We start from the raw sequence: 19,775 nt of genomic DNA on the forward strand, positions 1-19,775 counted from the left end.
GGCGTCGGCGGGTCCCGGCCCAGCCGGCGCCTTGCCTCAGGGCTGCACCAGGCCCTCGCGTACGGCCACCAGCGCGGCCTGGGTGCGCGAGGTCAGGTCCAGCTTCGTCAGGAGCTTGCTGACGTGGGTGCGGGCGGTGCGTTCGCTGATCGACAGGTGTTCGGCGATGGCCTGGTTCGAGAGCCCCTGGGCGATGAGGACGAGGACCTCGCGTTCCCGGGCGCTCAGTGCGGCCAGGCCGTGGGACGGGGTGACGAGCCGCTGGGTGACCCGTCGGGCCACGGCAGGGTCGAGGAACACCTCGTCGCGTCGGGCGGCCCTGATGGCCTCCTCCAGCTCGTCCGAGGAGGCGTCCTTGAGGACGTACCCGGACACCCCTCGGGCCAGGGCGGACTGGACGCGTTCGATCTCGGAGAAGCTGGTCAGGATGACCGTGCGGACCTGCGGATACCGTTCGGCGATCACTTCCGCCGTCTGGATGCCGTCCAGCCGGGGCATCTGCAGGTCGAGCAGGACGACATGGGGAAGCTCACCCCGGATGCTCATCGCGCCGAGGGCGTCCAGCGCCTCCTGGCCGTCGGCCGCCTCGCCGACGAGGGTGATGTCGTCGGTGAACTCCAGGAAGCTCGCGATGCCGCGCCGGACGACCGTGTGGTCGTCGACGACGAAGACAGTGGTGTCCGTGGTCCGCCCGCTCATGCCGTTCCCTCGTTCCGCCGCTGTTCCTTGTCGCTGTGGGGCAGCGGAAGTTCGGCCCGGACCCTGGTGCCGGTGTCGTCCGTCGCGGTGGTGACCGTGACGGAGCCGCCCCACCGCCCGGCCCGGTCCCGCATGGAGACGAGACCGAAGCCGTGGCGTTCCCCGGCGCCGGGCGGTACCCAGCGCCCGTCGTCGACGATGTCGATCCCCAACCGGTGTCCGTCGCGGTCGCGTCGGGCGTCGACCCGGACGGATGTCGGTGCGGCGTGCTTGACCGCGTTGTGCAGGGCCTCGCTGATGATCTGGTAGACGTCCTCGCTGAACGCCGGCGCCTTGATGCCCTCTTCGATCACGGGGTCGACGGCGAGGTCGACGGCCACGTCGTGCCGGCGTTCGATGCCCTGGGCGAGGGCGTGCAGAGCGGGGAGGAGGCCCAGCTTGGCGGAGACGGACGGCTGGAGTGCCAGCACCACGCCGCGCAGATCTCGCTGCACGGCGTCGACCAGTTCCGTCACCTCCGAGGCCACGGCTTCCACCCGGGGCGCGAGTGGATCCGTGAGGCGCCGTGCGATCCCGCCGAGGGCCTTGGCCTGCATGCCGATGGAGAAGACATGCTGGACGACCGAGTCGTGCAGGTCCCGGGCCAGCCTCTTGCGCTCTTCCCGGCGCACAGCGCTGCGCTCCTCGTGCAGGAGGGTGGCGTAGTCGACGGCCAGGGCGGCCTGTTCGGCCATGGCGCCGAGGAATTCGAGGATGGCGGGAGTCGCCCGGTGGCCGGAGGCGAGGTAGACGTTGAGCGCGCCGAGCGCCTTGCCCCGGGAGAGCAGCGGTGTGCTCACGAAGTCCTCCCAGTCCAGTTGGGAGACGTACGCGTGCAGTGGCTGCCAGGACGGGTCCGCCAGCATCCGGGCCCGGCGCTCGGGGAGGACGCACTGGCGGCGCTCGCCCATGCTCCGGAGGGTGGCCAGGTCGGCGCCCCGGTCCCGTGAGGCCATCAGCAGGTCGAAGAAGGTCTCCACGTCCGTGAACCCGGCGGAGCCCATGAGCTGCAGCCGGTCCCCGCCCGGGGCGAAGGTGATGATCTGGGTACCGGCGACGCCGGGCGACAGCTGGATCTCCGCGGCCATCGCGCCGAGGACTTCCTCCAGGGAGCTGTTCGACGCCATGCTCGCCGCGGTCCTCGCCAGCGCCGCGACCCGGCGGTGCTGTTGCTGCTGCTCGGTGACGTCCCGGAAGCCGACCAGCGTCCCGTCGCCGCCTTCGTGGACGCTCGCCCCCCATGTGTAGGCCAGCCAGCGAGTCCCGTCCGACCAGGAACACACCTCTTCCCCGGATCCGCCGTCCGGGCCGCCCAGCCGGAAGGGAGCGCCGACGCCGGTCAGCTCCCGGCGGGTGCCGCCCAGGATGGCCGCCCCGGCCCGGTTGACCCACCGGATCGTGCCGTCGGTGCCCACGAGGGCCACGCCCGTCGGCACGCCGTCGAGCACCGACTCCCCGTCGTTCTCCACCGGGGGACCTCCTTCCTGCCCGTCGCGCGCATACGTCATTTGTCCGCACCCCGCCGTCCGCGATCAGCCGGGACATCGCGTCGTACGCCCGATGACCGGGCCCGGACACCTTTCCTACTGTCGACGCGACCGCACGGGTGGTGCGACGTGCCACCGGCGGTTTCACCACCGTACTCGCACCCCTGTTCACCTGCAGAAAGGCGACCCTCATGGGCACGATGACGATTCGGGCGGGCCGGCCGGCCACGGCCCACCTCCTGGACGGCCGTGGCACCGCCCGGACCATCCGCGCGGAACTCGAGGAGCGGGTGGCCCGGCTGGCCGCGAAGGGGGTACGGCCCGGTCTCGGGACCGTACTGGTGGGCAGTGATCCGGGCAGTGCGGCGTACGTCGCCGGGAAGCACCGCGACTGCGAGCAGATCGGCATCCGGTCGCTGCGCGTCGAGCTGCCCGCGTCGGCGACCCGGCGTGATGTGCTCGCGGCCGTCGAAGACCTGAACGCCGACCCCGGGTGCACCGGCTTCATCGTGCAGCTCCCGCTGCCGGACGGGATCGACCGTGGAGCGGTGCTGGAGAGCATCGACCCCGCCAAGGACGCCGACGGCCTGCACCCGACGAACCTCGGCCGTCTCGTCATCGGCGCGCCCGGGCCGCTGCCCTGCACCCCGCGGGGCATCGTCGAGCTGCTGCGCCGCTACTGCGTTCCGCTGACCGGCGCGGACGTGGTCATCGTGGGCTGTGGCGTGACGGTCGGGCGGCCCCTGGCGCTGCTGCTGACCCGGAACACGGAGAGCGCGACGGTGACGATGTGCCATCAGGAGACGCGTGAGATGTCCGCTCACATCAGGCGTGCCGACATCGTGGTCGCGGCGGCCGGTGCGGCGGAACTGGTCCGGGCCGACGACGTCAGGCCCGGTGCGATCGTCCTCGACGTCGGCATCACGAGGACCGAGGCCGGCATCGTCGGTGACGTGGCCGCCGATGTCGCGGATGTCGCCCATATGCTCGCTCCCATGCCCGGCGGTGTCGGACCCATGACCCGGGCGATGCTCATGACCAACGTGGTGGAGGCCGCCGAGAGGTCCCTGTCCGGCTCCTGACTCGCCTGTGGGGCCGCCGGGGCACTGTCCGGCGGCCCCACAGACGGTTGTCAGTCGGGGAAGACCACGGTCGTCCGCCCGTTGAGGAGCACACGGTTCTCCAGGTGATGGCGTACGGCCCTGGCCAGCACCCGGCGCTCGATGTCCCGTCCCTTGCGGACCAGTTGCTCCGGTGTGTCCCGGTGGGTGACGGGCTCGACGTCCTGGGCGATGATCGGCCCCTCGTCGAGATCGCCGGTCACGTAGTGGGCCGTGGCACCGATCAGCTTCACACCGCGGGCGTACGCCTGGTGGTACGGCTTGGCTCCCTTGAAGCCCGGCAGGAACGAGTGGTGGATGTTGATGCAGCGGCCTTCGAGACTCGCCGAGAGTTCGTCCGACAGGATCTGCATGTACCGGGCGAGGACGACCAGGTCGACCTGGTACTCGTCGACGAGCGTGAGCAGTTTCGCTTCCTGCTCGGGTTTGTTCTCCCTGGTCACCGGAAGGTGGTGGAACGGGACGTCCGCCAGATCGATGTGCCGGTACACCTCCCGGGGGTGGTTGGAGACCAGTCCGACCACGTCCATGGGCAGTTCCCCGATGCGCCAGCGGTAGAGCAGGTCCGCGAGGCAGTGGTCCAGTTTCGAGGCCATGATCAGGACCCTCGCCCGGGCCTCGTCCCCGGTCACCGACCATGTCGCGTCGAGTGGGGTGAGGCTTTCGGAGACGTTCTCCCGCACGGTGGTCTCGTCGACCCCGGCCGGGACCGCGAAGGCGAGCCGGCAGAAGAACCGGCCGGAGAGCGGGTCGTTGAAGTGGCTCGCTTCCTCGATGTTGCCGCCGATCCTGACGAGTCCCGTCGTGACCCGGCTGACGATTCCGGGACGGTCCTCGCAGGCGAACTTGAGGATGAAAGTCTGGGACACGGGGTCGCCCTTCTCCTTCGAGACGCTCACGCCGAGTGCAGGTCGGCGCGGCGGCGGTCGGGCTTGTAGGGAGCGGGGGCGACGATGGCCCGGATGGCCTTCTGGGGACCGCCGGGCTCTCCCCAGTGAACGGTCACCTCGGTGCCGGGCTCGCTGTGCCGGACGTCGATCGTGCACAGCGACAGCATCTGCCGGTAGTAGTAGCTGTAGCCGCGGGAGGTGGCGACGCCGACAAGGCCGTCACCGGCCGTGACCTTGTCGGCCCACATGAAACCGCGCTGGTCGCGGGGCATGTCCATGAACGGGTAGTGCTCGCCCTCGCGGAACATCGAGGCGAAGACGTCCGCGACGTCGTCACCGTGCCACACCAGGGTCCGTATGACCCGCCGCGGCTCGGCCTTCTCGATCTCCAGGGCTTCCCGCCCGAGGAAGTCGTGGTCGAACCTGATGGTGCGGGCCCAGCCCAGTTCGACGGGGCTGCGGTAGTAGTCGCTGATCTCGGCCCCGTCGTAGGAACCGGCGATGTAGGCGGGCTGCGCGAACGCCGGCATGGACGAGGTGAAGAACTCGCGGTAGCCCGCCATGTCCTCGTCGAAGATGGCCGGGATGTAGTCGGTGGCGATCGTCGGGAAGCACGCCTCCAGGTGGTTGATCATCGTGGTCCTGGCGCCGAGCTTGCGGATGCCGAACTCCTGCCCGGCCTCGACCACGGCGTCGTAGACGTCCTGCTTGGCCGCCATGGGACCCTGCAGTTCGAAGCCGATCTCACCGGCCATGCCCTGGCGCAGCGCCCACACCTCATGGCCCACGATCCTGAGCGAGTTGACCCACATGAACCTGGTCTCCCGCAGGTCCGAGGCGCCCGAGACCTTCTCCAGGACCTTGACCGCGGACGGCCCGGAGACCTGGAGGATGAACCAGTCCTCTTGCTCGATCCTGGCGTCGTAGTCCGTGGTCCCCAGGTAGTGGCGGGCCCAGAAGCCGCCACGGCCGTGCAGCATGAACTCCTCGTCGCCGAAGCGGGTGAGGATCCCCTCGTGGATGACCTTGCCGTCCCGGTTGGTGTGGACGGCGTGCTTGGACTGCCCGATCGCGAACGACGCGAAGCTGTTGACCGTGATGTCCCCGAGCATGGCGAGCGCGTCGGGCCCGGTGATCCGGTGCTGCCACAGGAACGACCAGTCACCGATGTAACAGGCGTTCTTCCAGGACATGCTCTCGTCGAGCCAGTCGGTGTACTCGGGCTGGCCGAAGCGGCTCCAGGCGTAGCCCTCCGGGGGCGTGCGCATGCTGCTGACCGTGTAGTTCATTTCGTCGTCCCTCGCTGTGCGGGCCGGCTCCGATGCCTGGCGAGCATCGACGCTAGGCCGGGGTCCGGCGGCTCCGGAACGATCGGATGACTCCGCTTGCCCTCCGTTTCACCGCGTCCGCGATGCGACAAATGACGTACGGGAACGCGCCGGTCGGCTATGCCCGGCCGAACCAGGAGTCGGTGTGGGCCGCGAGGAGTTCCGGCACCCCCTGGCGTCTCGTCCACGGCGGTCGTACGGCGCCTCGATGGCCTTCGGCGGCGAACTGAGCCGGACCGACGGCGACCGGAACCCGATGTGGGCGTCCGCCTCGGAGACGATCACGCACTCGTCGAAGCAGCGCACGGCCTCCAACGCCTCGGCGAACAGCATCCGTTCCCGCATGTCCTCGAACGGGATCCGCTGCCGGCCCGAGCCGAAGTGCTCCGCCAGGCCGGGCCACAGCCGCCGCGCGTACGGATCCCAACGCCGGCTCGCGGGGCTTCAGTCTCCTGGTGGTGGAGCGGGACATGCCCGGCTTCACCCGCGGCCGCAAACTGGACAAGATCGGTCTGCCCGGCCAGGACACGGCCGAACTGTTCTTCGAGGACGTGCGGGTACCGGCCGCGAACGTCCTCGGCGCGGTGGGGTCGGGCCTGCAGCAGCTCATGAGCCACCTTCCCCGGGAGCGTCTCGGCGTGACCGCCACGGCGATCGCGACCAGCCGTGCGATCTTCGACCTGACCCGTGCCCACTGCTTCGAGCGCCGCGCTTTCGGCCGGCCCATCGGCGACCTGCAGCACATCCGCTTCGAACTCGCCGAGATGGCCACCGAGATCGACGTCGCCGAGGCCTACGTCGACCGCTCGGTACGGGCCTACAACGCCGGTGAACTGACCGCCGTGGACGCGGCGAAGGGCAAGTGGTACGTGAGCGAACTGCAGAAGCGGGTCGTCGACCGGTGCCTGCAACTGCACGGCGGCTACGGCTATATGACGGAGTACCCGGTGGGCAGGGCGTTCGTCGACACCAGAATCCAGACGATCTACGGCGGTACCACCGAGATCATGAAGGAGCTGATCGGACGCGATCTGACACCCGACAAAGGCTGACCGCCCCATCGACGGCGAGGGTAGTCGGCTTGTCGGCTCAGGGATGCCGACTCTCTACTGAAATCCATCGTACCGACAAGTTATTGTGTACTACACGGAGACGGTGGCAGTGAGGGAGGCGGACGGCCATGGCGGATGCGGCGGCGAGCGGGTCCGGCGGGACCGCCCCGGGTCGGACGCGGCCGGTAGTGAGCCGGCGCCGGGAAATCGGCGAGGTCAGCGCGCGGTCGCTGCTGATGACCATGCTCGGCGAGTACGTGCTGCCGCAGGGCCGCCCGGTGTGGACGTCGGCACTGGTGGACGCGCTGGCGAGGTTCGGGGTCGAGGAGAAGTCGGCCCGTCAGTCGCTGGCGCGCACCGGGGCCGAGGGCTGGCTGGCCTCCGAGCGCGTCGGCCGCCGGGTGCGCTGGGCGCTGACCCCGCCGGGACGCCGGCTGCTGACCGAGGGCGCACAGCGCATCTACGACTTCGGGAGCGGCGAGGCCGCCTGGGACGGCACCTGGCTGGTGGTCCTGGCGTCGGTGCCGGAGGCGAAACGGGATCTGCGCCACCGGGTGCGCACCCGGCTGACCTGGGCGGGCTTCGGCTCCCCCGAACCCGGTGTGTGGATCACCCCGCACGCGGACCGGGAGGGGGAGGCGCTAGGTGTCCTGAAGGAACTCGGGCTCGCCGACGGCGCGATGTCCTTCACCGCCTCGTACGGCGCCGTGGGCAGCGAGGCCGCGATGGTGGCGCGCGCCTGGGACCTGAGCGAGGTCGAGGAACGCTACGAGGCGTTCATCGACGAGTTCACCGGTCTGCGCCCGGCCGACGGCGACGCCGTACTGCACGCCCAGACCATGCTGGTGCACGAGTGGCGCCGGTTCCCGTTCCTCGACCCCCGGCTGCCTCCGAAGCTGTTGCCGCCCGGCTGGAACGGGGCCAGGGCCGCCGCGCTGTTCCACAGCAGACATGCCGAGTGGAGCCCGGCGGCACTGGCACGCTGGACGGAGCTGACACGGGATCAGGGAGACCGGAGTGGCGGTTCCTGAGGGGGACCGGCCCAGGAGCCGTCGCGGGCCATGGCCCGCAGGACGTTACGGCGGATCTTGCCGGTAGGGGTGCGGGGCAGCTCGGGCAGCTGCACGACGACGCGCGGGCGTTTGAAGGCGGCCAGGCCCTCACGGCACCAGGCGACCAGGGCATCCGGATCGATGTCCCGGCCGGGCACCGGCACCACGCACGCGACCGGCTTGTCCAGGCCGTCCGCGTCCGGTCCGCCGACCACCGCGACCTCGGCCACGTCGGGATGGGCGAGCAGCCGCTCCTCCACCTCGGTGGGCGAGACCCAGATGCCGCCGGCCTTGAGCAGGTCGCCGGTGCGGCCCAGACAGGTGTAGGTGCCGTCCGCGTTGCGGACGTAGGTGTCGCCGGTGCGCACCCAGTCGCCGAGGAACACCTGGCGGGTGGTCTCCGCCCGGCACCAGTACCCGACGGCGGCCGATTCGCCCCGCACGTACAGCTCCCCCGGTGTGCCGCTGCCCGCCACCGCCCCGCCCTGTGCGTCCCGCAGCTCCACGGTGTACCCCGGAACGGGTTCGCCGGAGGAGCCGGGGTGCACGCGTCCCGGGCGGTTGGAGACGAAGATGTGCAGCATCTCGGTGGAGCCAATGCCGTCGAGCACCTCCACGCCGAACCGCTTGAGCATGCCGTGGTACATCGGCGCGGGCAGTGCCTCACCGGCCGCGACACCGAGTCGTACGGTGGTGAACGCGTCGTCGGGGACGTCTGCGCTCGCGAGCAGGGGGCCGTAGAAGCTGGGGGTGCCGAACAGGACCGTGGCCCGGTCGGCCGCCGCGCGTTTCGCGAAGAGCGCCGGGGACGGTCTGGCGGGTTCGAGCAGCGCCGTGCCGCCCGCCGCGAGCGGGAAGAAGAGCGAGTTGCCGAGGCCGTACGCGAAGAAGAGCTTGGCGACCGACAGGCAGCGGTCGTCCGGGCCGATGCCGAGGACGCGCCGCCCGTAGTTCTCGGCCACGAGCCGGATGTCGGCGTGCCGGTGCATGGCCGCCTTGGGGGTACCGGTGGTGCCGGAGGTGTACAGCCACAGCGCGGGCGAGTCGGGCCAGGTCGGGTACGGCGGGTCGTCGGAGGCGGCGCCCAGCAGTTGCTCCCAGGTCCGGCCGTGTACGTGGTCCGGAAGGCCCATGGCGTCCGGGCCGGTCAGGACGGCCTGTGAGACTTCCGGTGCCGACCCGAGCGCGGCCCGTACGAGCGGGGCGAACTCGGCGGAGCCGAGCACCACCCGGCAGCGCGAGTCGGCGATCAGCGCGCCCAGTTCACCGCCGGTGAGCATGGTCGAGGCGGGGACCGCCACGGCGCCGATCCGGAAGGCGGCGAGGATCGCGGTGAACAACTCGACGTCGTCCGTCATGCACATCAGGACGCGTTCCTCGGGCCGTACGCCGAGCGCGCGCAGTCCCGCCGCCACCCGGCGGACCTCCGCCGACAGCTGCGCGTAGGTGAGGCTCCGGGTCGGGGTGACGAGGGCCGTGCGGTCGCCGTTCCCCTCGCGCAGATGCCGGTCGACCAGGTGGTCCGCCGCGTTGAACACCTCGGGCATCCGGCTCACCTCACACCAGTCGGACGTACTCGTAGTCGAACGGTTGGCCGTTGATGCCGTTGGCCGGCGGTGCCACCCAGTGGGCGATCCTGCCGCGCTCGTAGACGGGCTGCATCAGCGACCTGACGAACGCGAGGTCCTCCGCGGTGGGGAGCCAGTGGTGGCGGCTCGCCTCCCAGGTCCCTTCGTCGACGATCGTGCCGTCGGGGGTGATGTGGTGTCCGGCGGCGAGGCCGACGTCGCGGTTGAAGCCGGGGTGGGGCAGGGTCAGCCGGTAGTCGATGCCGTGCTCCGCGAGGATCCGGTTCCAGCGGGTGACACCGCCCCGGCAGTCGGAGATGTACTCGTCGCGCAGGTCGAGGTTGAGGGCGAGCAGCGCGGAGACCTCTTCCTGGGTCCAACTGCCGTCGTTCTGCGGCTTGTTCAAGAAGCCGCTGTCGTCGGTGAGCCGGTGGTCGTCCTTGCGGCGCTCCTCCATCCAGCGTCCCTTGAGTCCGGCGGTGTAGTAGTTGGCCGCGTTGGTGGAGGTCTCGCCGCCGAACAGGTCGAGGGAGACCGTGTAGTGGAAGTTGATGTACTTCTGGATGACGTCGAGCGGGATGCCCCCGCACGCGGCGATGTCCAGGGTGTCGTGCTCGCGGACGAGTTGGGCGCTGCGGGTGACCACGCGGTCGACGCCCGTGGTCCCGACCATCATGTGGTGCGCCTCCTCCTTCAGCATGAAGGAGCAGGTCCGGGAGAGCGGGTCGAAGGCGCTCTCCTTGAGCGAGCCGAGCTGGTACTTGCCGTCCCGGTCGGTGAAGTACGTGAACATGTAGAACGCCAGCCAGTCGGCGGTCTCCTCGTTGAACGCGCCCAGGATGCGCGGCGCGTCGGGGCTGCCGGAGTTGCGGTGCAGCAGCGCCTCGGCCTCCTCGCGGCCCTCGCGGCCGAAGTAGGCGTGCAGCAGGTAGACCATCGCCCAGAGGTGGCGGCCCTCCTCGACGTTGACCTGGAAGAGGTTGCGCAGGTCGTAGAGGCTGGGCGCCGTCAGGCCGAGCAGGCGCTGCTGTTCGACCGACGCGGGCTCGGTGTCGCCCTGGACGACGATGAGGCGGCGCAGGTCGGCGCGGTACTCGCCGGGCACCTGCTGCCAGACCGGCTCGCCCTGGTGTTCTCCGAAGCCGATACGGCGGTCGGGGGTGGGCTCGGCCAGGAAGATGCCCCAGCGGTAGTCGGGCACGTTGACGTGGCCGAAGTGGGCCCAGCCGTCCCGGCCTACGGAGACGGCCGTGCGCAGATAGACGCCGTGGTTCTCCAGGGTGGGGCCCATCTCGCCCCACCAGTTCAGGAACTTGGGCTGCCAGCCCTCCAACGCCCGTTGCAGGCGGCGGTCGTCGGCGAGGGAGACGTTGTTGGGGATGCGGGAGTCGTAGTCGATCGCGGAGGGCATCGGGTCACACTCGCTTCCGGTCGTAGACCGCCTTCTGGCCGGTGCCGTAGCGGCGCAACGCGCCCTCGGGACCGGAGGCGTTGGGGCGGATGAAGATCCAGTTCTGCCAGGCGGTGAGCCGGCCGAAGATCTTGGTCTCGATGGTCTCCGGGCCGACGAACCGGTGGTTGGCCTCCATCCCGGTCAGCGCGTCCGGGCTCAGGGCCGCCCGCGCCTCCAGCACGAGACGGATCTCGTCCTCCCAGTCGAGGTCGTCGGGCGCGTCGGTGACCAGGCCGAGTTCGCGGGCCCGGGCGGCGCTCAGCGGGCGGCCGGTCTCCTGGCGCAGCCAGTCGAGGTGGTCGTCCTCCCGGTAGAAGCGGGATTCCAGGCGGGTCAGGCCGTTGCCCATGGGGAAGGGGCCGAAGTTGGCGGCGGAGAGGGCGAGGACGGCCCGCTCGGGGCTGTCGGGATCGTCGGGCGGCGGACCGTCCAGCATGTACTGGAGGTCGCAGGCGAGCGCGAGTTCCAGGAGCAGCCCGGCGAAGCAGCCGCCCGGCTCGATCAGCGCGACGAGGCTGCGGCTGGTGACGTCCAGCCGTTTCAGGGTGCGCTTGTAGTAGTGCAGGATCTCGCCCGCGAGCCAGTCGCCGTCGGCGGCCGCGTCCAGCACGGCCCGCTCATGGGCGAGGACCAGTTCGGGGACGCCCTCGGTGCGCAGCACCCAGGTGCCCAGCTCGGTCTCGTTGGTGCGCAACCGCAGGATCAGGTCGTCGAGTTCGCGGGTGACGGCCAGCAGCCAGCCGTCGGCGCCCTGGGCGTGCAGGGCGCCGGCGTCGGCGGGCGGGGGCCCGGCGGGACCGCGCACGGTGATGCGGACCAGGCCGAGCGGACGGTCGTACTCGGCGCGGGCGTGGCGGTAGGCGAGCCCGTCATCGGTGACTTCGCGCTTCAACGGGGTCAGCGAGATGCCCCGCACGTCCGCCGGACGAGAGCTGCGCCCGGCCGCCTCCAGGGCCCGTTGCTCGACGATCGTACGGAACTCCCGGCGCGGTACGACCTCGTCGACCAGCCGCCAGTCCACCGCCGTCTTGCCGCGCACGCCGTCGCTGCGGGTGGCGAACAGGTCCGCGAGGTCCTTGCGGACGCGGCGCTTGTCGGTGACCCGGGTCAGCCCGCCGGTGCCGGGCAGCACACCCAGCAGCGGGACCTCCGGCAGCGCGACCGTGGAGGCGTTGTCGTCGATCAGCAGGATCCGGTCGCAGGCCAGCGCGAGTTCGTAACCGCCGCCCGCGCAGGCGCCGTTGACGGCGGCGATGAAGGTGAGTCCGGAGTGCTCCGAGGCATCCTCCATGCTGTTGCGGGTCTCGTTGGTGAACTTGCAGAAGTTCACCTTCCACTCGTGCGGGGAGGCCGCCAGCATCCGGATGTTGGCCCCCGCGCAGAACACCTTCTCCTTGGCGCTGGTCACCACCACCGACCGCACCTCGGGGTGTTCGAAGCGCAGCCGCTGCACGGCGTCGTACAGCTCGATGTCCACGCCCAGGTCGTAGGAGTTGAGCTTGAGTTCATAGCCGGGGACCAGGCCGCCCTGTTCGTCGACGTCCAACTCCAGCCAGGCGAGCGGCCCGTCCGTGCTCAGTCGCCAGTGCCGGTACGTCTGCGGGCTCCGGTCGAAGGACACCACCACCATGCTGAGCGCCTCCTCGGGCGGGCACGGGTACCAGTGAGCAAATCCTCCACATGAATTCTCAACTACGTCAAGGTTCTGTAGAACATCAATCACCGGGAATCACCAGACCCCTGCTGACCTCCGCCGTACTGATCGCGAGCCTGATCGTCGTGCAGCCCCAGGCCCACGCCGACTCCGTCGTGGTGTCCCAGGTGGCCACGAACGGGACCAAGGGCTGTCTGGAGGTCGACGGGAAGCCCTTCACCATGGGCGGAGTCCAGTCCTTCGGCGAGTGTCAGACGTTCGGCAACGGCAACATGAGCCCCATCCCCACCGACCAGAGCACACGGATCCTGTCGCAGGACTGGCTGCAGAACACCTTCGAGAAGACGGCCGCCGCCGGTTTCAAGACCATCCAGATCGAGCTGGCCTGGAACCAGATCGAACCCATCGCCCAGGGCTTCTACGACTGAACCAACGGCAACTGGTCCGCGCAGCGCTCACTGTGGTTCAGCCTGATCAACCAGCGGGGCGGAGCCGTCAAGAGCTCCAACTATGTCGTCGGCAGCCGCGTCTCCAGCGCCGACAGCCCCATCGGCGCGCTGCCGAACATCGACTTCGTGGGGCCGGACGACTGCAACTGGAACGTCTCGGACATCGCCACCACCGCCCTCGTCAACGGCGGATTCGTCAACTACTGGCAGCTCAACGACTCGTGGGCGGACACCAATCACTCGCTGTACGGCATCCCCACCATGCCCGAGGGAGCCAAGCGGATGACTGGGTTCAACACCGCGGTCAACAAGATGACCCAGCTCGTCGCAAAGGCGCTGCCCGCGGACATGGCCGGCTTCAACATCGGCACCAACATCCCGGCCACCAGCTACAGCGGTTCGGCCGCCGTCGACGGCGCGGTCATCTCGTACACCGCCACGGACAAATCGATCGGGATGGCGCTCTACGACGCGGCGAGCGACAGCTACTACCTGGTCTCGGACACCGGCGGTTCGGCCGCCTACAACCTCGCCTCGTCCTCGGCGACGGCGCAGGTCGGCGCGGGCCTCCGGCGGCAGCAGGGCGGTCGCGAGCAATGGCGACATCCAGATCAACTCCGGCGAGCTGATCAAGGTCAGCAATGTCTCGAAGGTCTCCGACCTGGCGCTGAATGCCTCGGCCAGCGCTTCCTCCGCCTACAGCAGACAGGGCGCGGCCAATGTCGTGGACGGCAGCACGAGCACGCAGTGGACGGCGAGCAGCTCCTCGTTACACTCGGCGGGCGTCACCACGAGCGCACCGGTGACCGGCACCGTCAGCGGCACGTACCGGTATGTGAAGCTGACCGTGACCGGCATCAACAACAGTCACTGGGCCAACAGCAAGGAGTTCGAGGTCTTCGGCTGAGCATCGGCCCCGCAAGTCCCTGACCGCTGCTCAGGTCCGGTGCACCGGGAGGACCAGCGCCGACGGGCGGCCGGGGTCGTGGAAGACCTGCTGGTCCGCGGCGCGCAGGGCGGTCGCGGTGGCCCGGGGTTCTCCGGTGCCCGGGTTGCGCGCGAAGCGCGGGAAGGCGCCGCTGGAGACCTGGACGCGGATGCGGTGGCCCTCGCTACGACAAGATGTTGTCTAAAGAACGCGGCAGACCGTGCCCGGCAGATGGGGCGTGAAGCGGGTCATGACCTCCGGGTCGTGGCCGGCCACGACGCTGGTGCCCGGCTGCCGTTCCAGCTCCCGGATCCGGTCGTAGGCGCGGTACATCCCCGCGACGTCGGCGACGATCGCGAAGGGACGGTCGCGTTCGTACTCCTCGTAGGAGTGGATGGCGTCCGAGGCCAGCACCGCCGTACCGGCCGCTCCGCGGACCACGACGATCAGCTGGCCGGGGGTGTGGCCGCCGACCTCGAGGAGTTCCACTCCCGGCGCGAGTCGGTGCTGTGCGCCGACCAGCGTCAGCCTGCCCTCCTCGAACAACTCGGGGAGAAGGGCCAGTTCGGCGGGCTCCGTCGGGATCGCGAAGTGCGCGCGGCCCGCGAACGGCCCCTGCCAGAACGCGTACTCGCGCCGGCTCATCACCACCTCGGCGGCCGGAAAGCGATGAAGGTTGCCGATGTGGTCGTAGTGGGCGTGGGTCACCACCACCGTGGGCACGGTCGAGGCGTCCACGCCCAGTTCGGCGAGGACCGCGACCGGATCGGCCAGGACCTCGCGGCCACGGCGCCGACCGGCCTCCGGGGCAAACCCGGTGTCGACCACGATGGTTCCGGCGGGCCCGCGCACCAGCCAGAGATAGTAGTCCATCGTGAGGTCGCCGTCGGGTTCGCCGTAGCCCGCGTAGTTGAGGTAGAAGGCGCTGCGCGGCAGCCGGTGCCGGCCGAAGCGGACGGCGTAGACCTCCCAGTGCGCGGGCGTCGAGGTGTCAGTCATGGCGGGGCGAGGCCGCTCTGATGCTGACGCCGTGCCGCGTTTCGAGGGGGCGCACGATCTCGGTGTGGTCGGCACCCGGCGCCAGTTCGGCGGTCAGCTCGCGCCAGCGGGCCTCGACCGCCTCGGCCAGCGGAAGTTCGACGGCCAGGTCCTTGCCGAGCAGCGTGGCGATGCCGACGTCCTTCGCCATCAGCGCGGCCGTGAAGCCGGAGTCGAAGGCGCCGGTGAGGACGAACTTCGGGAACTTCACCTCGGTCGAACCGCTGCGGCCGCTCGCGGAGTTGACCACCGCGAGCGCGGTGGCCGGGTCCATGCCGAAGCGCGCGGCGACGGTCATGGTCTCGGCGGTGATGAGCATGCTGCACGCCGACATCAGGTTGTTCAGCGCCTTGATGGCGTGCCCGGAGCCCACGGGGCCGACGTGCACGACCGACGAGCCGAGCGGGGCGAGGAGCGGCTCGGCGCGCTCGTACTGCTCCTCGGTGCCGCCGACCATGACGGTGAGGGTGCCGGCCTCGGCGCCGCTCACGCCGCCCGAGACCGGGGCGTCGACGAGTTCGATGCCCGACTCGGCGAGACGGGCGGCGAGTTGGCGGGTCCGTGCGGGCTCCGACGAGCTCATGTCGACGATACGACGGCAGCGGGCGCCGGACCGGACCGCGTCGGCGAGGTCCGCGGCGACGGCCTCCACGATGTCGCTGTTGGGCAGCATGAGGATGACGTCCTCGGCGGATCCGGCGAGTGCGGCCGGTGAGTCCACCGGGGTGACCCCGTCGGCGACGACGCTCGCGCGGAGCTCTTCGGCGACGTCGTAGCCGTACACGTCGTGGCCTGCCAGGACCAGGCGTCGGGCCATGGGACGCCCCATCCGGCCGAGCCCGGCCAGCCCGATCCGCTGCCGCTCGGGTGCCTCACTCATGTCCCAGCTCCACCATGGCCTGCTGAGCGGCCCGGGAGGCCTCCAGCGCCGCCGGGACGCCGCAGTAGACGGCGGCCTGCAGCAGCACCTCCTGGATCTGCTCCGTGGTGCACCCGTTGTTGATCGCCCCGCGTACGTGCAGGCGCAGCTCGTCGGGCTTGCCCAGCGCCGTCAGCATGGCGATGTTCAGCAGGCTGCGCATGTGCGGTTCAAGCCCCGGCCGGGTCCAGACGGCACCCCAGCAGTACTCGGTGACCAGGTCCTGGAGCGGTCGGCTGAACGGGGTCGCGTTGGCGCGGGAGCGGTCCACGTGCGCGTCGCCGAGCACCCGGCGGCGCATGGCGTCGCCTGCGGCGAGTTGATCGATCGGTTCCGTGTGGGCAGTCACGGCAGTGCCTCCAGAGGTTCCTGGGTCGAACGCTTCGGTGCGGTCACCATAACCGAGGTTACGACTGAAAGAAGCTAGCAGCTGTCAGACAAAGTTCGCCCGACAGTTCCTGGTCTTCTGTCTGACAGCAGTCCGGGCTTGAGTATCCTCGGTGTATGAGCGACATGCAGGTGCTGCGGCACGCCCCCATCCGCGAGCAGGTGGCGAACATCCTGCGTGACGCGATCGTCGACCAGCGGCTGACTCCCGGGCAGCTGCTCGTGGAGCGGGAGCTGTGCGAGATGACCTCGGCGAGCCGCGCCTCGGTGCGCGAGGCGCTGCGACAGCTCCAGGCGGAGGGGCTGGTGGAGTCGCGCAACGGGCGCGGCACGTGCGTCACCGTGATCTCTCCCGCGACCGCCCTGCAGGTCTACCAGGTGCGCGCGCCCCTGGAGGGACTGGCCGCCCGGCTGTTCGCCGAGAACGGGAGCGACGAGGACCGGGCCGCCTTCCGCGAGGCCGTCGCCGAGCTGGCGGACGAGACCGAGCGGGGTGCCGACGCCGCCGCACTGCTGAAGGCGAAGTCCAGGGCCTACGACGTGCTGTTCCGGGGGTGCGGCAATCCGGTCCTGCACCAGACGGTGCAGACACTCCAGCACCGGGTGACCCGGCTGCGCGCGCTGACGCTCGCCCAGGAGGGCCGGGCGCAGCGCAGCGTCGTCGAGGTCGGCGCGATCGTCGCCGCGGTCGACGCCCGGGACGGGGCCGCGGCACAGGCCGCCGCGACGGCCCACGTGGAGGAGGCCGCCAGGGTCATGATGGCCGCGGTGTCCGACACTCCCGCCGCGCCATGACCCGCTGACCGGCGGCCCGCCGGACTCCCCGCCGCCGTACGGCCTCCAGGGCCCGCCACCTGGAGGCGTGCTTCCCGGTGATCGCCACCGACCGCATTCCGGCGATCCCGGACGAGGACATGGCCGAATATCTGGACGTGTTCCGCAGTTCGATGCCCGCCTTCGCGCAACCCGCCCATATCTCGGGAAGCTTCGACGGGAAGCAGATATCCGGCTATTACCGAAGCCCTGCACCATTACCGAAGCCCTGTGGAACTCTGCTGTGCTCGCAATATGAAATTCGACCACGAATTCCTAGTGGCCGACTCCACTTCTTCCACGGCGAAGGCCCACCCGAACCGGGTGGGCCTTCGCCGTTGCCGGGCGTCTACCCGTACCCGCCGCCCACCTGCCCACGGCGCACGAACAGGTAGGCGACAGGTAGTTCCCCGCGTTCACCCGGCGCGCCCCGCACGGGACGCTGCCAGGAGATCACGAAGGGGTGCTCATGCCTGGACTCACCGACTCAGCCGCGGCCCTCGCCGACGGGCGACCCGGCGCTCGCGAGCGCGCGCTGCTCGGTCACCCACACGGCGATCTGCGCCCGCGAGGTGAATCCGAGCTTGCCGAGGATGCGCTGGACATGGCCCTCGGCGGTGCGGGTCGAGATGACCAGGGCGGCGGCGATGTGCTTGTTGCCCTGGCCGTCGGCCACCAGCTGGGCCACCTCCCACTCCCGTCGCGACAGGGCGTCCGGCACCGCCGGGGCGGCGGCCAGTCCCGGCGCGGACCGGGCACCCGCGACGACCTCGGTGGCCTGCCCGAGGGTCAGCCCCCGGCCCTCCTCGACCAGCGCGGCGAAGACGGCGTCGCCGAGTGCCTCGCGCACCACGGGGACGTACTCCCGCCGCAGCCCGTCGAGCACAGTGAAGGCCGGGAAGCGATGCGTCTCCGCGGCCCCCATGAGCAGTGCGGCCTTGCGGTGACCACCCGTCGCGGCGAACACCAGAGCACCGCTCTGCACGCAGGAGCCCATGCCGAACCGGTCGTCGAACCGGCGGGCCAGCCGGGCGCTGTTCTCCTGCGCGGCCCGCGCGTCGGCGTAGTTCCCGTGCCGCCACTCGGCGAGCGCGGTCGTCCACTGGATGTAGGCGAAGCCCCAGTTCTCGCTCACGGCACCGGGCATGGCGAGGAACTCCTCGCAGTACCGGCGGCCGCGCTCCCAGTCGCCGCGCAGCGTCCACGCCATGGCGAGCAGGCACAGCGTCCTGCCGCTGCTCATCATGCTCCCCGCCGAACGGAACGCCGCGAGCGCGACATCGAGTTTCCCGCAGGCGGCGACCAGGTCGCCGTGCTGGACGGCGAGCAGTCCTTCGACGAACCACAGATGGCCGGTGGCGGTGGAATCCGCGAGGTGGCCGACGACCTCGTGGGACGCGGCCAGCAGGTCGTCGGCGGAGTCGCCGCCGACGACCGCGAGGTAGGCGGCGGCCGTCAGGGCGAGGGCCCGGCCGACGGTCGGCTCGGGGGGCGCGATGGCCAGCCCGCGGTCCAGCCACTCCCGTCCCTCGGCGACCAGGCCGGCCATCAGCCAGTGGTACCAGAGGGCCGCGGCGAGCTGGAGCCCGTCCTGTGCGGCGTCCTTGTCCTGAAAGCAGTATTCGAGTGCCGCACGGAAGTTGGCGTAGTTGCCGCGGATCTGGCTGATCCAGTCCTGGGAGCGCTCGGTGAGCAGCCCGTCGGAGGCCCGGCCGGCGAGCCACAGACACCACTGGACATGGCGTCCGCGCAGCCGTTCCCATTCGGCGGGCTCGGTCACCCGGCGGATCGCGTACTCACGGAGCAGCCGGGGCAGCCGGTACCAGGACCCGCCGGGCCGCTCCTCACGGACGAGCACCGATTTGTCGATCAGCCCGGCGACGAGATCGAGCACCCTGTCTTCCGGGATCACGTCGTCGGTGCACACGTGCTCGATCGCCGGAAGACCGAAGGGGCCGGTGAAGACCGCCAGCCGGGACCACAGCGTCTGTTCCTCCGGCGAGCACAGCGCGTAGCTGGAGTCGACGAGGGCCTGGAGCGTCCGTTGCCGCTCGGGGGTGCCTCGCCGGCCCGAGACCAGCACCCGGTAGGCGTCCTCGAGCCGGTCGTCGAGTTCGTCGAGCGCGAGCACGTCGAGCCGGTCGGCGGCGAACTCGATCGCCATGGGCAGACCGTCCAGGCGCCGGCAGATGCGTGCGACCGCGGCCAGCCGGGCGTCGGACTCCAGGACGTCGGGCCGGACGGCGGCGGCTCGCTCGATGAACAGGGCGACCGAGTCGTACCCGGTCAGCGCGGCGCCCCCGGACTCGGGCGCGTCGTCGGACGGCACCGGCAGCGGCCCCACGGCGACGACGGCCTCACCCTCGACATGCAGCGGCCTTCGGCTGGTGCTCAGCACCTTGAGACCGGGTGCGGCGCGCAACAGCCGCGTGACCAGGCCCGCGCAGGCGTCGACGACTCCGTCGCAGCCGTCGAGCAGCAGCAGCGTCTGCCGGCCGCGGAAGTGGTCGGCGAGCCGCTCCTCCACCGGCATTCCGCCGTCGTCGCGCAGGCCGAGACCGAGCAGCACGGTGGACGGCAGCAGGGTGCCGTCGGTGAGATCGTCGAGGTCGATGAGCCAGGCCCCGTCGGCGAAGGCGCTCGCCACTTCGGCGGCCACCCGGCGGGCCAGTCGGGTCTTGCCGACGCCCCCGGTGCCGGTCGCCGTGACCGTCCGGTACCGCTCCAGCGATTTCTTCAGGGTGGGCAACTCCGCTCGGCGGCCGACGAAACTCGTCATCTCCGCCGGCAGATTGCCTCGTTGCAGTCGTGCCACGCCCGCACCCTAACGAATTGTTTCAGCCAGATGAAGTCTCCGGGTCGAACAACTTCGGCCTCCCGGTACGGCCGAGGTTACGC

General features: G+C 70.5%; 17 protein-coding genes and 1 pseudogene. 6 read left to right on the forward strand and 12 right to left on the reverse strand.

What is annotated here, in order from left to right; translation table 11 throughout:
* Positions 1-36: 36 nt before the first annotated feature.
* Positions 37-699 carry a response regulator transcription factor gene (locus tag AB0D85_RS09400; RefSeq protein ID WP_362316104.1) on the reverse strand — a complete coding sequence of 221 codons (663 nt, stop codon included), beginning with the start codon at positions 697-699 and terminating at the stop codon, positions 37-39.
* A complete protein-coding gene (locus AB0D85_RS09405) occupies positions 696-2,207 on the reverse strand; it encodes a histidine kinase (protein ID WP_362316107.1) in 1,512 nt (503 codons plus the stop codon). Before AB0D85_RS09405 ends, AB0D85_RS09400 begins: the two co-directional genes overlap by 4 nt.
* Positions 2,208-2,425: 218 nt before the next feature.
* Between AB0D85_RS09405 and AB0D85_RS09410 the strand changes: the two genes are divergently transcribed.
* Positions 2,426-3,307: a bifunctional methylenetetrahydrofolate dehydrogenase/methenyltetrahydrofolate cyclohydrolase gene (locus tag AB0D85_RS09410; protein WP_362316621.1), complete on the forward strand. Its 882-nt coding sequence runs from the start codon at positions 2,426-2,428 to the stop codon at positions 3,305-3,307.
* A 50-nt stretch (positions 3,308-3,357) separates the two neighbouring features.
* On the opposite strand, the gene purU is transcribed toward AB0D85_RS09410, so the two are convergent.
* Positions 3,358-4,215, reverse strand: coding sequence for a formyltetrahydrofolate deformylase (gene purU / locus AB0D85_RS09415; protein WP_362316109.1), 858 nt, complete (start codon positions 4,213-4,215; stop codon positions 3,358-3,360).
* 26 nt (positions 4,216-4,241) lie between these two features.
* A complete protein-coding gene (locus AB0D85_RS09420) occupies positions 4,242-5,525 on the reverse strand; it encodes a hypothetical protein (protein WP_362316111.1) in 1,284 nt (427 codons plus the stop codon).
* A gap of 449 nt (positions 5,526-5,974) precedes the next feature.
* On the opposite strand from AB0D85_RS09420, the pseudogene AB0D85_RS09425 reads away from it, so the two are divergent.
* Together AB0D85_RS09425 and AB0D85_RS09430 are read left to right on the forward strand one after the other, a co-directional pair.
* Positions 5,975-6,616 (forward strand): annotated as a pseudogene (locus AB0D85_RS09425) (acyl-CoA dehydrogenase family protein); the annotation flags it as partial.
* A 188-nt stretch (positions 6,617-6,804) separates the two neighbouring features.
* Entirely contained in the window at positions 6,805-7,647 is an 843-nt protein-coding gene (locus AB0D85_RS09430) for a PaaX family transcriptional regulator C-terminal domain-containing protein (protein ID WP_362316114.1), read from the forward strand.
* Here AB0D85_RS09430 and AB0D85_RS09435 read toward each other — a convergent pair.
* The 3 genes from AB0D85_RS09435 to boxC are packed head-to-tail and all read right to left on the reverse strand — an operon-like array spanning position 7,620 to position 12,319.
* Complete coding sequence (locus tag AB0D85_RS09435; RefSeq protein WP_362316117.1) at positions 7,620-9,215, reverse strand: benzoate-CoA ligase family protein; 1,596 nt, start codon at positions 9,213-9,215, stop codon at positions 7,620-7,622. The genes AB0D85_RS09430 and AB0D85_RS09435 overlap by 28 nt on opposite strands.
* A 10-nt stretch (positions 9,216-9,225) precedes the next feature.
* Positions 9,226-10,647 (reverse strand): benzoyl-CoA 2,3-epoxidase subunit BoxB, encoded by a 1,422-nt coding sequence (boxB, locus tag AB0D85_RS09440; RefSeq protein WP_362316119.1) that lies wholly within the window; start codon positions 10,645-10,647, stop codon positions 9,226-9,228.
* A gap of 4 nt (positions 10,648-10,651) precedes the next feature.
* Positions 10,652-12,319: a 2,3-epoxybenzoyl-CoA dihydrolase gene (gene boxC, locus AB0D85_RS09445; RefSeq protein ID WP_362316122.1), complete on the reverse strand. Its 1,668-nt coding sequence runs from the start codon at positions 12,317-12,319 to the stop codon at positions 10,652-10,654.
* Positions 12,320-12,468: 149 nt separating this feature from the next.
* Here boxC and AB0D85_RS09450 point away from each other — a divergent pair, with 149 nt between their 5' ends.
* The gene (locus AB0D85_RS09450) at positions 12,469-12,771 is read left to right on the forward strand and encodes a hypothetical protein (protein ID WP_362316125.1); all 303 of its coding nucleotides are present in this window, start codon (positions 12,469-12,471) and stop codon (positions 12,769-12,771) included.
* Positions 12,772-12,918: 147 nt separating this feature from the next.
* Positions 12,919-13,722, forward strand: coding sequence for a hypothetical protein (locus tag AB0D85_RS09455; protein ID WP_362316128.1), 804 nt, complete (start codon positions 12,919-12,921; stop codon positions 13,720-13,722).
* Between the two features lie 7 nt (positions 13,723-13,729).
* Here the strand turns inward: AB0D85_RS09455 and AB0D85_RS09460 are convergent, their stop codons facing one another.
* From AB0D85_RS09460 to AB0D85_RS09475, 4 genes are read right to left on the reverse strand one after another with little or no spacing between them, the layout of a single operon-like run.
* Positions 13,730-13,891, reverse strand: coding sequence for a hypothetical protein (locus AB0D85_RS09460; protein ID WP_362316623.1), 162 nt, complete (start codon positions 13,889-13,891; stop codon positions 13,730-13,732).
* Positions 13,892-13,921: 30 nt separating this feature from the next.
* Positions 13,922-14,719 (reverse strand): N-acyl homoserine lactonase family protein, encoded by a 798-nt coding sequence (locus AB0D85_RS09465; protein WP_362316130.1) that lies wholly within the window; start codon positions 14,717-14,719, stop codon positions 13,922-13,924.
* Complete coding sequence (locus tag AB0D85_RS09470; RefSeq protein WP_362316133.1) at positions 14,712-15,638, reverse strand: NAD(P)-dependent oxidoreductase; 927 nt, start codon at positions 15,636-15,638, stop codon at positions 14,712-14,714. Before AB0D85_RS09470 ends, AB0D85_RS09465 begins: the two co-directional genes overlap by 8 nt.
* Positions 15,631-16,026 carry a carboxymuconolactone decarboxylase family protein gene (locus tag AB0D85_RS09475; protein WP_362316137.1) on the reverse strand — a complete coding sequence of 132 codons (396 nt, stop codon included), beginning with the start codon at positions 16,024-16,026 and terminating at the stop codon, positions 15,631-15,633. Before AB0D85_RS09475 ends, AB0D85_RS09470 begins: the two co-directional genes overlap by 8 nt.
* A gap of 155 nt (positions 16,027-16,181) precedes the next feature.
* On the opposite strand from AB0D85_RS09475, the gene AB0D85_RS09480 reads away from it, so the two are divergent.
* Positions 16,182-16,859, forward strand: coding sequence for a GntR family transcriptional regulator (locus tag AB0D85_RS09480; RefSeq protein ID WP_362316139.1), 678 nt, complete (start codon positions 16,182-16,184; stop codon positions 16,857-16,859).
* A 505-nt stretch (positions 16,860-17,364) separates the two neighbouring features.
* Here the strand turns inward: AB0D85_RS09480 and AB0D85_RS09485 are convergent.
* Entirely contained in the window at positions 17,365-19,692 is a 2,328-nt protein-coding gene (locus AB0D85_RS09485; RefSeq protein WP_362316141.1) for a LuxR C-terminal-related transcriptional regulator, read from the reverse strand.
* Positions 19,693-19,775: the final 83 nt, after the last annotated feature.

It is taken from the genome of Streptomyces sp. NPDC048277, from assembly GCF_040652235.1.
Classification (GTDB): domain Bacteria; phylum Actinomycetota; class Actinomycetes; order Streptomycetales; family Streptomycetaceae; genus Streptomyces.